We start from the raw sequence: 15,255 nt of genomic DNA on the forward strand, positions 1-15,255 counted from the left end.
AACGTGCAGGACATCCGCGACGCCATCCTCGCCGACGACACCGCCGCCCTGAACGGAATCCAGGTCCCGGAGTCCTATCGAGGCATCACCGTCCACGCCGACGAGGCCGACATGTTCGAGGGGATGGCCTCGCGGGAGAAGGACCCCCGCAAGTCCCTGCACCTCGACGACGTCCCCACCCCGGCGGTCGCCCCCGGTGAGGCGCTGGTCGCCGTCATGGCCAGCGCCATCAACTACAACACCGTGTGGACGTCGATCTTCGAGCCGGTCTCGACGTTCAGCTTCCTGCGGCGCTACGGCAAGATCTCGCCGCTGGCCAAGCGGCACGACCTGCCCTACCACGTGGTCGGCTCCGACCTCGCCGGCGTCGTGCTCAAGACCGGCGAGGGCGTCCAGATGTGGAAGGCCGGCGACAAGGTCGTCGCGCACTGCCTCTCGGTCGAGCTCGAGGCCCCCGCCGGGCACGACGACACGATGATGGACCCGGAGCAGCGCATCTGGGGCTTCGAGACCAACTTCGGCGGCCTCGCCGAGCTGGCCCTGGTCAAGACCAACCAGCTCATGCCCAAGCCGGACCACCTGACCTGGGAGGAGGCCGCCTCGCCCGGTCTGGTCAACTCCACGGCCTACCGCCAGCTGGTCAGCCCGCACGGCGCGAACATGACCCAGGGCGACGTCGTCCTCATCTGGGGCGCCTCGGGCGGGCTGGGCTCCTACGCCACCCAGTTCGCGCTCAACGGCGGAGCCACCCCGGTGTGCGTGGTCTCCAGCCCCGAGAAGGCCGAGATCTGCCGCAAGATGGGCGCCGAGCTGATCATCGACCGCTCGGAGGAGGGCTACAAGTTCTGGTCCGACCCCGAGACCCAGGACCCCCGCGAGTGGAAGCGGTTCGGGCAGCGGATCCGGGAGCTCACCGGGGGCGACGACCCGGACATCGTCTTCGAGCACCCGGGCCGCGAGACCTTCGGCGCGAGCGTGTACGTCGCCAAGCGCGGCGGCACGATCGTGACCTGCGCGTCGACGTCGGGCTTCATGCACCAGTACGACAACCGGTACCTGTGGATGAACCTCAAGCGGATCATCGGGTCGCACTTCGCCAACTACAAGGAGGCCTACCTGGCCAACCGCCTCGTGGCGAAGGGCCAGATCCACCCGACGGTCTCGCGCGTCTACCCGCTGCACGAGACCGGCGAGGCCGCCAACGACGTCCACCACAACAGCCACCAGGGCAAGGTCGGCGTCCTCGGTCTCGCCCCCGAGGAGGGTCTCGGCGTCACCAACACCGAGAAGCGCGAGCAGCACCTCGAGGGCATCAACCGCTTCCGTGGCGTCTGAGGGATCGTCGGCGTGTCGTCCGGACGGGTGGGGGCGTGTCTCTCACCCGTCCGTGATGCGATCCCCGCGACGCCGGTACCGTGAGCCGCATGGCCTCTGACGAGCACGAACTGTTGCCGCTGGGGACCGGCTTCGACGTCGTGCGCCGCGGGTACGACCGCGGACAGGTCGAGGAGCACCTCGACCGCGTCGAGGCCGACCTGCGCATCCTCACGGCGGACCGCGACGCCGCCGTGTCGCAGGCGACCGAGCTCGCGCGCGCCCTCGACCACCATCGCGCGCACGTGGAGGACCTCCGCGCCCAGGTCGACCGTCTCTCGGCGCCCCCGGACACCATGGAGGGGCTCTCCGAGCGCCTCCAGCGCATGCTGCGGCTGGCCCAGGACGAGACGCGCTCGATGCGCGAGGAGGCCGGCGAGGCCGCCCGCCGCGTGCGCGAGGAGGCCGACGACTACGCACGACGGACCGCCAACCAGGCCGACGAGCACGCCCGCGCGAAGATCGCCGAGGCCGACGACCACGCCCGCCGGACCGCCGAGCACGGCGAGGAGCAGGCCCGCGCCACCGTCGACGAGGCGCACCGTCAGGCCCGCGAGATCCACGAGCGCGCCGAGGCCGAGGCCGAGGAGGCCCGCACCCGCTACGACGAGGGCCTCGCCGACAACGACCGCCGCCGCCGCGCGATGGAGGACGAGCACCGCGGGGTGATGGACACCGCCCGCGCCGACGTCACGCGCCTGCGCCAGGACGCCGAGCACGAGCGCGACCGTCTCGACACGGAGGGCCGCGAGCGCCGCGACCAGGTCGAGAACGACTTCACCGTCGCCATGGCCGCCCGCCGGCGCGAGGCCATGCGCCAGCTCGAGGCCGACGAGCAGGCGTCCAAGGAGCGGGCGGAGAAGTACGTCAAGGACGCCTCCGACGAGGCCCGGCGCCGGCTGCGCGAGGCGGACGCCGAGGTCGCCGAGATGCGCCGCCTGCGCGACCGCGTCGGCCAGCAGCTCGCCACCCTGCGCTCGGCGCTCGGGGCGCTGCCCACCGTCGACGCGTTCCCCGACGAGGACGCCCCCGCCGGGCCGGTCCTGCCCGACCCGCCGGCCGCGGGCTCCCGGCCCTCGCCCAACGGCGAGTCGCGGACCCCGGACGAGGACGGCGACCTCGGTGGCGCCAGCGCGCCCGAGCAGCGGAGCGCGACGACGAGCCGCTAGCGGCGCCCCTGGCGCCAGCAGCCGGTGTGCCAGTGCCGCCGGTCGGTGTCCTCCTGGACCTCGTCGGCGGGCCACGCCACCACGTGCGACGTCCCCGGCGGGATCTCCTGCTGGCAGCCCGGGCAGCGGTACGTCTTCGTGGCCGCGGTCCCGCTGATCGAGCGCACCATCCACCCGTCCTCCTCGCGCACCCAGCCGCCCCGCAGCGGCGGGGGTGCCGGTGCGGGGCGGGCGGGGCGACGGGACCTGCGGGGCATCCCTGACCTTCCTGGCCTACTTCTTCTGGTAGTCCCGGAACCCCTGGCCGGTCTTGCGGCCCAGCCGGCCCGCGGTGACCAGGTGCTCCAGCAGCGGCGCCGGGGCGAAGCCGGGCACCCGGAACTCCTGGTAGAGGGAGCGCTCGATCGCGAGCGACACGTCGAGGCCGACGACGTCGAGCAGCGCGAACGGCCCCATCGGGAGCCCGCAGCCGTTCTTCATCGCCGAGTCGATGTCGTCGGCCGTGGCGTAGTTCGCCTCGAGCATCGCCGTCGCGTCGTTGAGGTACGGGAAGAGCAGCGCGTTGACGATGAAGCCCGCGCGGTCGCCGCAGAGCACCGGGTGCTTGCCGACCTTCGCGGTCACCGCCCGCACCGTCGACGTCACGTCCGGCGCGGTGGTGATCGGGCTGACGATCTCGACCAGCTTCATCACCGAGGCGGGGTTGAAGAAGTGCATGCCGACGACGTCGTCGGGGCGCTGCGTGGCGGCGGCGCACTCGACGACCGGCAGCGACGAGGTCGTGGTCGCGAGGATGGCGCCGGGCTTGACGACGTCGTCGAGCGCGCCGAACACGGCCTGCTTGACCTCGAGGTCCTCGGCGACGGCCTCGACGACCAGGTCGCAGCCCGCGAGGTCGTCGAACGTGGTCGTCGGGCGGACGCGGGCGAGCGTCTCGTCCCGGGCCTGCTCGGAGAGCTTGCCCTTGACGACGGCCTTCTCCAGCGACTTGCGGATGCCGGCGACGACGCCCTCGCCCTTGGCCTCGGTGCGCGCCCGCACGATCACCTCGTAGCCGGACCTGGCGAACACCTCGGCGATGCCCGTGGCCATCGTGCCGGTGCCGACGACGCCGACCGTGGCGACGGTGCGCTGGTCGCCGGCCTCCTGCCCCGGGGGCGGCGGGGTGAGGGAGTCGGCGACGACCTCGGGCGAGCCCGGGGCCGCGTAGGTGTAGAAGCCGCGCCCGGACTTCCGGCCCAGCAACCCCGCGGTGATCATCTGCTTGAGGATGGGGGCCGGCGCGTGGCGCTGGTTGCGCGACTGTCGGTACATCGTGTCGAGGATCTCGTAGGCGGTGTCGAGCCCGATGAGGTCCATCAGCGCCAGCGGGCCCATCGGGTAGCCGCAGCCGAAGCGCATGGCGGCGTCGAGGTCCTCGCGCCCGGCGTAGTGGGACTCGAACATCCCGACGGCCTGGTTGAGGTAGGTGAAGAGCAGGTTGTTGGCGATGAAGCCGGCGCGGTCGCCGCACACCACCGGGCTCTTGCCGAGCTGCACGGCGAGTCCGGTGACGTCGGAGAGCACCTCGGGGTCGGTGACGACGGTGCGCACGACCTCGACGAGCGCCTGGACCGGCGCCGGGTTGAAGAAGTGCATGCCGACGACCTGGTGCGGACGCTCGGTGCGCACCGAGAGCTCGGTGATCGAGAGCGACGAGGTGTTCGACGCGAAGATCGTGTCCGGGCCGCACACCTTGTCGAGCTTGGAGAACACGTCGGCCTTGAGCTCGAGGCGCTCGGGGACGGCCTCGACCACGAGGTCGGCGTCGCCGAGGTCGTCGAGGTTGGTGGAGACGCGCACGCGGCCGAGCAGCGCCTCGCGGTCGTCGGCGGCGAGCTTCGAGCGGTCGACCGCCCGCTGGGTCGACGCCTCGAGCGTCTCGCGGCCCTTGGTGGCCGACGCCTCGTCGATCTCCACCGCGACGACCTCGATGCCGCCGCGGGCGAACACCTCGACGATCCCGGCTCCCATCGTGCCGAGACCGACCACTCCGACCCGGGCGAATTCGCGCGCCACGTCGAGACCTTCCTGCCGACGACCGTTGTCAGTACCGCTGCACGGGACACGCTCTCACCTGCCCCGGGGCGCGATCCTGCCATGGAGGGCGGCGTCTCACCCGGGCCCGACGGACGGGTTCGTACCAGCGGGTAACTTGACCGTTCCGGTAGGGCGCGGCGCCCGACGCGACAGGAGCGCGGCCCCGACCAGCGCCGCGAGGGCGAACGCGCCGGCCGCCACCCAGAACCCCGCGGCGATCCCCCCGGGCGCCGCGGTGCGGCCCGGCTGCTCCCCGTCGGCCGCGATCACGACGGCGCCGATCACCGCGATGCCGAGCGTGCCGCCGAGCTGGCGGACCGTCTGGACGACCCCGGAGGCCTGGGTGCGCTCGGCGTTCGCCACCCGCGACAGGGCGTCGGTGTTCGTCGGCGACAGCGTGAGCCCGAGACCGACGCCGACCAGGGCCATCCCCGGGGTCTGGGTCGCGTAGTCGAGACCGGGCAGGGCGAGCAGCCAGACCACCGTGCCGACCGCGCAGAGAGCGAGGCCCGTGAGCACCGGGCCCCGCACGCCGGCCCGGTCGTACCACCGGCCGCCGATCTGGGCGGCCAGCGTCAGCGGCAGGATCAGCGGCAGCACCGCGAGCCCGGCCTGCATCGGCCCGAACGCCAGCAGCTCCTGCAGGTAGATCGAGCTGTAGAGCACGAGCCCGAGCAGCCCGAACTGGACGAAACCCATGACGACGGCAGCGCCGGTGAAGCCCCGGTCGGTGAACAGCCGCACGTGGATGAGGGGATCGCTCGACCGGATCTGCCGCACGACGAACCAGGCCGTCGCCCCGACCCCGGCGGCGAGCAGGGCCAGGACGCCCGGGGAGAGACCGACGGCGCCCGCGGCCTGGATCGCGAACGTGGTCGCGGCGAGGCCCGCGACGACCAGCGCGACGTCGAGGGGCCGCACGACCGTGCCGGGGACCCGCTCGGCGGGCACCGGGGCGATCGCCACGAGCACGAGCGTCGCGATGCCGACGGGCACGTTGAGGAAGAACACCGCGCGCCAGGTCACGTACTCGGTGAGCAGCCCGCCGATCAGCGGGCCGAGCGCCACGAACACCTGGCTGATGCCGGCGAAGATCGCCATGGCGCGGCCGCGCTCGCTGGGCCCGAACGCCGCGATGACGATCGCCGCCGACACCGGCACCATCAGCGCCGCGCCCGCGCCCTGCAGGGCCCGGAAGGCGATGATCGTCGCCTCGCCCAGCGCTCCGGCCGGGGCCAGCCCGCAGCCCACCGAGGCCAGGAAGAACAGGGTCACCCCGGAGCGGAACGCCCGCCGCGGTCCGAGCAGGTCCGCGGCCTTGCCCCCGAGGGCGACCAGGGCGGCGAGGGCCAGCACGTAGGCGTTGACCACCCACTGCTGCGCTCCGGGGCTCAACGAGAGCTCGCGGCCCATCGTCGGCAGCGCCACCGACACGACCGTCTGGTCGAGCATGATCATGGACAGCGAGCCGGTCATGGCGACCAGCACGAGCCACCGCTTCGGGTCCACGACGGTGTCCTCCGGTGCGGTGCTCACCTGTCGCGCCCGCGCAGCTTCCAGCCGACCATCGCCGCGGCGGCGGGCACGACGGCGAGGCCGTGCGGCATCCCGGCGACCGGTGCCGGGTTCTCCGGCACCGGCCGCGACCAGGGCTGGTCGGTGTGGCCGTGCGGCGGCCGCAGCCCGAGCTCGCCGAGCATGTTGACCGCCATCATCCCGCTGAACACGGGGTTCGGGTTCGGGCCGCCGCCGCCGCCCAGCTCGGCGACCCGGCGACCGAGGTCGGTCGTGAACTCGCCGGGGGCCACGGTGTCGTGCCCGCGCGTGATCTCCAGGGCGGCCTCCTGCAGCGCCACGACCTGGTCGAGGACGCCGTCCAGGTGCGCGACCGCGTCGGGCCCGCGCCGGACGGTGTCGTCGTGGCCCTCGGTGATCACCGAGACCGCGCCGTCGGCAGCCGCCGTGGCGACCGCGCCGAAGACCGTCGCCAGCTTGAGCTGGTCGGCGTCCCGCATCGCGCCGCACGGTCCGTTGACCTCGTCGCCGAGGTGGACGAGACCCGCGTCGCGGAGGTGGACGATCACGTGGCCCGCGCAGTGGCCCTGGCTGCGCAGCACCCGGACCGCGCCGTCGGCGAAGGACCACCCCGTCATCCGCACCGGGCCGAGCGACAGCCGCTCGAGCGGGCGCTCCTCGAGGACCCGCGTCGTCGCCCCGAACGGGTGCAGGGGCTGGAACAGCGAGACGACCTTCTTCGCCGACAGGTCCGGGGGCGCGGGCATCGGGGCGACGCCGGTGAGCCGGTCGAACGCGTGCTCCCAGTAGGACACCGGGTCGCGCATCTGCTCGACGTCGCGAGCGGAGACCCAGTGCTCGGCGGTCACCCCGCGCTCGGCGGCGAGCTCGTCGACCAGGTCGTTGTTGCCGACGTGGTCGGTGTGCCCGTGGGTGGTGATCAGCAGCAGGCGCGACCACGGCCCGACCTGCTCGACGGCGCGGCGCAGGGCGTCCCGGAACCCCGTGGTGACGCCGGTGTCGACGAGCACCAGGTGCTCGCCCGTCCGGTGGACCAGCGCGTTGCCGACGTCGGGCTGGTCGTGCGCGATGTCGAGCTCCTGGCCGGTCACCAGGAGCGTCCGGTCGTCGACCCGGACGGTGTCACCGAGGGGCATGGCGGTCCTCTCGCCGGGACGCCGCCGGTCGGCCTCCCCCGCAGGGACCGCGCGTCAGGTGATCAGCGCCTCCGACCGTAGAGCACGCTGACCAGCCCGGCGAGGATCTTCACGATCCAGCCCGGGCGGTCGAACGTCATGATGTTGACGCTGCGGAAGCGGCGCTCGGAGATCGCGAGCGGGCGCGTGAACTCGCGCAGCCCGTCGACGCCGTGGATGCGCCCGAAACCGGAGTCGCCGACGCCGCCGAAGGGCAGCGACGGGATGCCGGCGAAGGCGATGACGCCGTTGACCGACACCATCCCGGCGCGCAGGCGGCGTGCGACGTCGTGGCCGCGCTTCTTCGCGAACACCGAGGCCCCGAGCCCGTAGCGCGAGGCGTTGGCCCGCTCGACGGCCTCGTCGATGTCGCGGACGCGGTTGACCACGACGGTCGGGCCGAAGGTCTCGTCGGTGACGGCCGTGGAGTCCTCGGGCACGTCGGCGAGCACGACGGGCTCGACGTAGGGCGCGCGCACCGAGTCGCGGCCGCCCACCACGGCGCGTCCGCCGCGGGCGAGCGCGTCGTCGATCTGGCCGGAGATGACCCCGAGCTGCGAGGGCATCGTGATCGGCCCGTACTGGGCGTCCGCGGCCCCGCTCGGCGCGACGGTGGCGGCGCGGCGCGCGACCCGGTCGAGCAGGTCCTCGGCCACCTCGTCGACGACGTAGACGCGCTCGACGCCGACACAGGTCTGGCCGGCGTTGGACATGGCGCCCCACACCACGGCCGCCGCCGCGTCGTCGAGGTCGGCGTCGGCGTCCACGAGCAGCGCGTCCTTGCCGCCGCACTCGACGAGCACCGGCGTCAGGCGCTCGGCGCACGTGGCCATGACCTTCTTCGCCGTGGCCGTCGACCCGGTGAACGCGACCTTGTCGACCCCGGCGCGGCACAGCGCCGCGCCCGTCTCGCCCTCGCCCGTGACGAGCTGGAACACCTGGTCGCCGCCGTCGCCGACCGCCTCGGCGAAGCTGTCGACCAGCCACTTCCCGACGCCGGGCGTAAGCTCACTGGGCTTGAACACCACGGTGTTGCCGGCCGACAGGGCGTAGACGATCGAGCCCATCGGCGTGAACACCGGGTAGTTCCACGGCCCGAGCACCCCGATGACGCCCAGCGGGGGGTACTCGACGGTGGCCCTGTGGTTGATCATCAGCAGGCCGGCGGCGGCGTTGCGCGGGCCGAGGACCTTCGCCGCGTACGTCGCGGCCCAGTGCAGGTGGTCGAGCGCGAGGATGCCCTCGATCCGCGCGTCGTCCATCGGCTTGCCGGTCTCGCGGCTGACCACCGCGGCCAGCTCCTCGCGGCGGCGGTCGATCAGCTGGCGCCACGCCGCGAGCTTGCGCGCCCGGCCGTCGAACCCGAGGTCGGCCCACCACCGCGCCGCGCGCCGCGCCCGGGCGACCGTCGCCTCGACCTGCTCGGGCGTGTGCCGCGGGTAGGACGCGATCACCTCGCCGGAGCGGGGGTCGAGGGAGTCGAACGTGTCCTGCGCCGAAGCCGCGGGCACCGACACCGCGTCGCGGGTGCTCGTCATGCCCGGAATCTACCCATCGGTAGCCGTCAGGCGCGACTGCCGCGAGGTGGTCAGCGAAGTGCCCTCGCAGACACTCAGCGTCCGTATCGGCACTTCGATCACCCGAGGATCACCCGAGGACGGCGCGGATCCGGTCGGCGGTGCCGTCGAGGCTCGCCCGGCCCGGACGCGTCCAGGCGGCGAGCAGGCGCAGCCCGTCACCCCGCCGGCGCGGGATCACGTGGAGGTGGACGTGCCACACCGTCTGCCAGGCCACGGCGCCGTCGGCGAGCAGGAGGTTCACGCCGTCGGCGAGGCCGACGTCGCGCAGCCCCTGCGCCACGCGCCGCGCCAGCGACCACACCGCCGCGCCGTCGGCGTCGTCGACGTCGGCCAGGTGCGCGGCGTGCGCCTTCGGGACGACGAGCACGTGCCCGGGGGTGACCGGCTGCAGGTCGAGGAACGCCACCGCCCCGTCCGACTCGGCCACCCGGCTCGCCTCGCCCCGGCCGTCGACGATCCGGCAGAACACGCACTCGCCGTCGACCTCGGTGGGCAGGCGCTCGCGGACACGCCGACCGCGCCCCAGGCGCCGGGCCAGCGCGCGACCCAGCCGAGCCATCGCGCTCAGAACAGCCGGAACTCGTCGACCTCGGCGCCGCGCAGGGCGTCGTAGTCGAGCGTCACGCACCGGATGCCCCGGTCGGTGGCCAGCGTCCGGGCCTGCGGCTTGATCTGCTGCGCGGCGAACACCCCGGCCACCGGCGTCAGCAGGGGGTCGCGGTTGAGCAGCTCGAGGTAGCGGGTCAGCTGCTCGACGCCGTCGATCTCGCCGCGGCGCTTGATCTCCACGGCCACCGAGGCGCCCCCGGCGTCACGGCAGAGCAGGTCGACCGGGCCGATCGCGGTCGGGTACTCGCGGCGCACGAGCGTCCAGCCGTCCCCGAGCGTCGTGACGTGCGCGGCGAGCAGCTCCTGCAGGTGCGCCTCGACGCCGTCCTTGACCAGCCCCGGGTCGACGCCCAGCTCGTGGGACGAGTCGTGCGCGATCTCCTCGAGGGTGATCGTCAGCGTCTCGTCGGCCTTGTTGCGCACCGTCCACACGCCGGGAGCCTCGGTGAGCCAGCAGGGCGGGCTCATCCAGTTCAGCGGCTTGTAGGCCCGGTCGTCGGCGTGGACGCTCACCGAACCGTCGGCCTTCACCAGCAGCAGGCGCAGCGCGCTGGGCAGGTGCGCGGTCAGGCGACCGTCGTAGTCGACGGTGCAGCGGGCGATGACGAGTCGCACGCGGTCAGTCTGGCGGGAGGCGTCAGGAGCGCTGGGTGGGGGTGCCCGACGGCGCGCTGGACGACAGGTTCGCCGAGCGCTCGAGCTCGTCGAGGAACGTGTCGACGGACTGGTGCTTGGCCTCGTCGCTGCCGAGCTCGGACTTCACGAGGCGGTCCGAGAGCGCCACCGAGTGGCTGCCGAGCTCGGACTTCAGCTCGCGGACGACCTGCAGGCGGGCGTTCTCGAGGGCCTCCTCGCCGCGGCGGCGGGTGCGCTCCGCCTCCTCCTCGGCCTTCTGCCGGATCTCCTCGATGATCCGGTCGGCGTCGGCGCGGGCGTCGTCGCGGATGCGGGAGGCGTCGTGCTCGGCGTCCTTGATGGCCTGCGCATACTTCTGCTGCGCGGCCTCGAGGCGCTCGCGGGCGGCCTTGGAGTCCTCCACCTGCTGGCGGATCTGCTCCTCGCGGTTCTGCGTCATCGTGCGCAGCGGCGGCAGCACGTAGCGGTACAGCAGGTAGCCGATGATCAGGATTCCGACGATCTCGGCGATAATCGTGCTCATATGGCGGCGCGCTCTCCCGTCGGTGCCCGTCACTGCGCTCGTGCGGGCTCACCCTAGCAACCCGGCGCTGATGATGATCGGGCACGATCTACAGGCCGTGGAGACGCGCGCGAGCCGCCAGGTCTACGCCAACCCCTGGATGACGCTCCGCGAGGACGCGATCCGGCGCCCCGACGGCGCCGACGGCATCTACGCCGTGGTCGACAAGCCCGACTACGCGCTGGTCCTGGCCCTCGACGACGACCACCTCGCCATGGTCGAGCAGTACCGCTACCCGCTCGGCGTGCGGCGCTGGGAGTTCCCGCAGGGCACCGCGCCCGACCGCGCCGAGATGCCGCCCGAGGAGCTGGCGGCGCGCGAGCTCCGCGAGGAGACGGGCCTGCGGGCGGGCACGTTCACCTACCTCGGCCTGCTCGACGTCGCTCCCGGTCTGTCCTCCCAGCGCGGCCGCGCGTTCCTCGCGACCGACCTCACGGCGGGCGAGCCCGAGCGCGAGGACACCGAGGCCGACATGCGCTTCGCCTGGGTGCCGCGCGCGGAGTTCGAGGCCCGTGCCCGGGCGGGCGAGATCACCGACGCCCAGACCCTCGCCGCCTACGCCCTGCTGATGCTCCGCGGCGACTGACGGGCACAGGGGAACGGGCACAGTGGGGACATGTCGCTGGTGCGTCTCGGTCCGCTGTCGGTCCCCACGCCGGGTGAGGTGGTGGAGAACGGCCGCGCGCTCGCGGGATGGGTCGGCGAGGTCGTCGACGTCGGCGCGCGCCTGCCCGGGCGCGTCGACGCCCTGCTCGACGAGGTGACGCGCCTGGTCGGCGTGCTGGGGCTCCTGGCCGGACGCGTCGAGGGCCTCGTCGACCGCGCCGACGGGATCGTCGGACGGATCGACGGCGTCATCACCGAGGCCGGGCGCATCACCGACGGCGCGAACGACGTCGTCGGCTCGGCCCGCACGATCACCAGCGGCGCGGAGGAGGTCGTCGGCAGCGCCCGGAAGATCACCCTGGGGGCGGAGGAGGTCGTCGGCTCCGCGCGGTCGATCACCAGCGGCGCCGACGAGGTCGTCGCCTCGGCCCGGCTGATCACCAGCGGCGCCGAGGAGGTCGTGACGTCGGCGCGCGCGATCACGGGCGGGGCGAGCGAGGTCGTCGACTCCGCGCGGTCCATCACGAGCGGCGCCGAGGGCGTCGTCGGCGACGCGAAGGGCATCACCGAGGGCGCGCGGGAGATCGTCGAGGGCGCCGGCGCCACGAGCCGCTCGGCCCAGGAGCTGCTGGACCTCTACCGGCCGATGCTCGAGCGCGGCGCCCCGCTGGCCGGCAAGTTCGTGGACGAGCTGAGCCCGGAGGAGGTCGACGCGGCGATCAAGCTGGTCGACCAGATGCCGCAGTTCACCGAGCACATGGTCACCGACATCATGCCGATCCTCGCGACGCTCGACCGCGTCGGACCGGACCTCCACGAGCTGCTCGACGTCACCAAGGACCTCCGCCAGGCCATCGACGGCATCCCGGGCTTCTCGTTCCTCAAGCGCCGGGGCGCCCGCGACGACGACGAGTAGCCGTCAGCCCGGGATCACGGCCTGCGTCTGGGTGGTCCGGGCGACGAGGCGGCCGCGGTCGTCGGTGAGGTCGGTCTGCACGACGACCTGGGTGCGCCCACGGTGCACGGGGCGCGCCGTCGCCCGCACGTCGGAGCCCGACACCGCGCGCAGCAGGTGGGTGCCGGACTGCGTCGTCGCCGTGCGGGCGCCGGGCGGGAGGCCGAGGAACGCGCACACCGCGCCGGCGGTGTCGGCGAGCGTCATCACCGCGCCGCCGTGCAGCAGGCCGCCGAGGGTCGTGTTCGTGTCCGACCAGGGCAGGACCGCGACGGTCTCGTCGGCGTCGGCGGTCTCGATCCGCATCCCGAGGGCGACGGCGAAGGGCATGGCGGCGACGAGCTCGTCGGGGGTCACGGGCTCCAGCGTCGACCCGCGCGGCGCTGATCGTCCATGACCTGCGAGGTCATCGACCCGGCTACCGCGGCCGGGCCAGTGTCGAGGGACCCACCGACCCCGTACCGACCAGGGAGGTCCCCATGGACGCCACGACCACCGTCGACCGCTACCTCGCCGCCTGGAACGCGACCGACCCCGCTGCCCGCCAGGAGGCGGTCGCCGCCGTCTTCACCCCGGACGCCCGCTACGTCGACCCGCTGGCCGACGTCACCGGGCACGACGGCGTCGACGCCCTCATCGCCGGCGCGCAGCAGCAGTTCGCGGGCCTGGAGTTCTCGCGCGGCGAGCTGGTGGACGCCCACCACGACGTCGTCCGGTTCACCTGGCACCTCGGACCCGCCGGTGCCGAGCCCGTGGTCGTCGGGTTCGACGTCGCGGAGATCGCCGAGGACGGCCGCCTGCGCACCGTCCACGGGTTCCTCGACAAGGTGCCGAGCTGACTCAGCCGCCCGCGACGGGTGCCGGCGACGGCGAGTCGAGCCCGTTCGCCTCCCGCACGACGTCGACGAACTCGCCCATGATCCCGGTCAGCGAGTAGGTCTTCGGCGTGACGACGCGCTGCACACCGAGGCGCTGCAGCTGGTCGGCGTCGTTGGGCGGGATGATCCCGCCGACGACGACCGGGATGTCGTCGGCGCCCGCGCGGGCGAGCCCGTCGAGCACCGCGGGGACGACCTGCAGGTGCGAGCCCGAGAGCACCGACAGGCCCACGACGTGCACGCCCTCCTGCACCGCCGCCGCGACGATCTCGGCGGGGGTCAGGCGGATGCCCTGGTAGATCACCTCGAAGCCGGCGTCGCGCGCGCGGACGGCGATCTGCTCGGCGCCGTTGGAGTGGCCGTCGAGACCGGGCTTGCCGACGAGCATGCGCAGCGACGACACGCCCATCTCCTCCGCGGTGCGTCGCACGCGCGCCCGCACGTCGGCGAGCTCCTCGGGCGCCTCGCCGGCCCCCGAGGTCGCGCCCGACACGCCCGTCGGGGCCCGGTAGGACCCGAACACGTCGCGCAGCGCGGCCGCCCACTCGCCGGTCGTCACGCCCGCGCGGGCGCACTCGAGCGTGGCCTCCATGAGGTTCTCGTCGCCGCGGGTGGCCTCCTGCAGGCGCGTCATGGCGGCGTCGGCGGCCTCCTGGTCGCGCGACGAGCGCCACTCCTGCACCGCGCGGGACGCCTCGTCCTCCACCGACCTGTCGACGGTGAAGATCGCCTCGGCGCCCTCGGCCTGCAGCGGGCTGGGCTCGGTGGAGGTGAACCTGTTGACCCCGACGACGACGTCCTCGCCGGACTCCAGCCGCTGGCGGCGCGCCGCGAGCGACGACACGAGCTGGGACTTCATGTAGCCGGAGTCGACGGCCGGCACGGCCCCGCCCATCTCGGCGACCTTGGCCATCTCGGCGCGGGCGCCCTCGACGATCGCGCCGGTCTTGGCCTCCATGACGTGCGAGCCGGCAAAGATGTCGTCGTGGTCGAGCAGGTCGGTCTCGTAGGCCAGCACCTGCTGCATCCGCAGCGCCCACTGCTGGTCCCACGGGCGCGGCAGGCCGAGGGCCTCGTTCCACGCCGGCAGCTGGACCGCGCGGGCGCGGGCGTCCTTGGACAGCGTCACCGCGAGCATCTCGAGGACGATGCGCTGCACGTTGTTCTCGGGCTGCGCCTCGGTGAGGCCCAGCGAGTTGACCTGCACGCCGTAGCGGAACCGCCGCATCTTGGCGTCGGTCACCCCGTAGCGCTCCCGGCAGAGCTCGTCCCAGAGCTGGGCGAAGGCGCGGAGCTTCGCGATCTCCTCGATGAAGTGGAGCCCGGCGTTGACGAAGAACGAGATGCGCCCGACGACGGTGCCGAAGTCCTCCTCGGGCACCTGGCCGGAGTCGCGGACCGCGTCGAGCACGGCGATCGCGGTCGAGAGCGTGTAGGCGACCTCCTGCGTCGGCGTCGCCCCCGCCTCCTGCAGGTGGTAGCTGCAGATGTTGATCGGGTTCCACTTGGGGACGTTCGTGTAGGTCCAGGCGATCATGTCGGTGATCAGCCGGACGCTCGGCGCGGGCGGGAAGGCGTAGGTCCCGCGCGAGAGGTACTCCTTGACGATGTCGTTCTGCGTGGTGCCCGCCAGCTTCGCGCGGTCGGCGCCCTGCTCGTCGGCGACGGTGACGTAGAGCGCGAGCATCCACATCGCCGTCGCGTTGATCGTCATCGAGGTGTTGGCCTCGTCGAGCGGGATCCCGTCGAAGAGCGCCCGCATGTCGCCGATGTGCGACACCGGCACGCCGACCTTGCCGACCTCGCCCTTCGCCAGCTCGGCGTCGGGGTCGTAGCCGGTCTGCGTGGGCAGGTCGAAGGCGACCGAGAGCCCGGTCTGGCCCTTCTCCAGGTTGCGCCGGTAGAGCTCGTTCGAGGCCCGCGCCGACGAGTGGCCGGCGTAGGTCCGCATGACCCACGGCCGGTCGCGGGAGTCGTCGCTGGGGTACGGCACGAGTGAGCACCTCCGCTGCGTGTCGTCACCTCCGCGGGTGACCCGCTGATGTTACCGACGGGTCGGGGTGTGGGGTCGCGGTGTGGGATGCCGTCAGCCACAG

At 73.3% G+C, this 15,255-nt stretch carries 15 protein-coding genes; 5 read left to right on the forward strand and 10 right to left on the reverse strand.

What is annotated here, in order from left to right:
* Positions 1 to 3: 3 nt before the first annotated feature.
* Together ccrA and QSK03_RS20980 are read left to right on the forward strand one after the other, a co-directional pair.
* Entirely contained in the window at positions 4 to 1,335 is a 1,332-nt protein-coding gene (gene ccrA / locus QSK03_RS20975; RefSeq protein WP_285656175.1) for a crotonyl-CoA carboxylase/reductase, read from the forward strand.
* 89 nt (positions 1,336 to 1,424) lie between these two features.
* Positions 1,425 to 2,543, forward strand: coding sequence for a DivIVA domain-containing protein (locus tag QSK03_RS20980; RefSeq protein WP_285656177.1), 1,119 nt, complete (start codon positions 1,425 to 1,427; stop codon positions 2,541 to 2,543).
* Here QSK03_RS20980 and QSK03_RS20985 read toward each other — a convergent pair.
* From QSK03_RS20985 to atpF, 8 genes are all read right to left on the reverse strand, one after another.
* Positions 2,540 to 2,800, reverse strand: a complete 261-nt coding sequence (locus QSK03_RS20985) for an Rv1322 family protein (protein WP_285656179.1) — start codon at positions 2,798 to 2,800, stop codon at positions 2,540 to 2,542. The two genes, QSK03_RS20980 and QSK03_RS20985, sit on opposite strands and share 4 nt — an antisense overlap.
* A gap of 16 nt (positions 2,801 to 2,816) precedes the next feature.
* A complete protein-coding gene (locus QSK03_RS20990) occupies positions 2,817 to 4,601 on the reverse strand; it encodes a 3-hydroxyacyl-CoA dehydrogenase family protein (protein ID WP_285656182.1) in 1,785 nt (594 codons plus the stop codon).
* 96 nt (positions 4,602 to 4,697) lie between these two features.
* Positions 4,698 to 6,158: a DHA2 family efflux MFS transporter permease subunit gene (locus tag QSK03_RS20995; protein WP_285656185.1), complete on the reverse strand. Its 1,461-nt coding sequence runs from the start codon at positions 6,156 to 6,158 to the stop codon at positions 4,698 to 4,700.
* Positions 6,155 to 7,294 (reverse strand): MBL fold metallo-hydrolase, encoded by a 1,140-nt coding sequence (locus tag QSK03_RS21000; RefSeq protein ID WP_285656188.1) that lies wholly within the window; start codon positions 7,292 to 7,294, stop codon positions 6,155 to 6,157. Before QSK03_RS21000 ends, QSK03_RS20995 begins: the two co-directional genes overlap by 4 nt.
* A gap of 62 nt (positions 7,295 to 7,356) precedes the next feature.
* Positions 7,357 to 8,871 (reverse strand): aldehyde dehydrogenase family protein, encoded by a 1,515-nt coding sequence (locus tag QSK03_RS21005; RefSeq protein ID WP_285656191.1) that lies wholly within the window; start codon positions 8,869 to 8,871, stop codon positions 7,357 to 7,359.
* A 109-nt stretch (positions 8,872 to 8,980) separates the two neighbouring features.
* Complete coding sequence (locus tag QSK03_RS21010) at positions 8,981 to 9,472, reverse strand: HIT family protein (RefSeq protein WP_285656193.1); 492 nt, start codon at positions 9,470 to 9,472, stop codon at positions 8,981 to 8,983.
* Positions 9,473 to 9,477: 5 nt separating this feature from the next.
* A complete protein-coding gene (gene nucS / locus QSK03_RS21015) occupies positions 9,478 to 10,137 on the reverse strand; it encodes an endonuclease NucS (protein ID WP_285656195.1) in 660 nt (219 codons plus the stop codon).
* 22 nt (positions 10,138 to 10,159) lie between these two features.
* On the reverse strand, positions 10,160 to 10,681 hold the full coding sequence (atpF, locus tag QSK03_RS21020) for a F0F1 ATP synthase subunit B (RefSeq protein ID WP_285656198.1): 522 nt from the start codon (positions 10,679 to 10,681) through the stop codon (positions 10,160 to 10,162).
* Positions 10,682 to 10,778: 97 nt separating this feature from the next.
* On the opposite strand from atpF, the gene QSK03_RS21025 reads away from it, so the two are divergent.
* The gene (locus QSK03_RS21025) at positions 10,779 to 11,306 is read left to right on the forward strand and encodes an NUDIX domain-containing protein (protein ID WP_285656201.1); all 528 of its coding nucleotides are present in this window, start codon (positions 10,779 to 10,781) and stop codon (positions 11,304 to 11,306) included.
* Between the two features lie 30 nt (positions 11,307 to 11,336).
* Positions 11,337 to 12,242: a methyl-accepting chemotaxis protein gene (locus tag QSK03_RS21030; protein ID WP_285656204.1), complete on the forward strand. Its 906-nt coding sequence runs from the start codon at positions 11,337 to 11,339 to the stop codon at positions 12,240 to 12,242.
* A gap of 3 nt (positions 12,243 to 12,245) precedes the next feature.
* Here QSK03_RS21030 and QSK03_RS21035 read toward each other — a convergent pair whose 3' ends face one another.
* Positions 12,246 to 12,638 carry a PaaI family thioesterase gene (locus QSK03_RS21035; RefSeq protein ID WP_285656207.1) on the reverse strand — a complete coding sequence of 131 codons (393 nt, stop codon included), beginning with the start codon at positions 12,636 to 12,638 and terminating at the stop codon, positions 12,246 to 12,248.
* Positions 12,639 to 12,760: 122 nt separating this feature from the next.
* Here QSK03_RS21035 and QSK03_RS21040 point away from each other — a divergent pair, with 122 nt between their 5' ends.
* A complete protein-coding gene (locus QSK03_RS21040; protein WP_285656210.1) occupies positions 12,761 to 13,120 on the forward strand; it encodes a nuclear transport factor 2 family protein in 360 nt (119 codons plus the stop codon).
* Between the two features lies 1 nt (position 13,121).
* Here QSK03_RS21040 and QSK03_RS21045 read toward each other — a convergent pair whose 3' ends face one another.
* Positions 13,122 to 15,152 carry an ethylmalonyl-CoA mutase gene (locus QSK03_RS21045; protein WP_285656213.1) on the reverse strand — a complete coding sequence of 677 codons (2,031 nt, stop codon included), beginning with the start codon at positions 15,150 to 15,152 and terminating at the stop codon, positions 13,122 to 13,124.
* Positions 15,153 to 15,255: the final 103 nt, after the last annotated feature.

This window comes from Actinomycetospora sp. NBRC 106375, assembly GCF_030269665.1.
Classification (GTDB): Bacteria; Actinomycetota; Actinomycetes; order Mycobacteriales; family Pseudonocardiaceae; genus Actinomycetospora.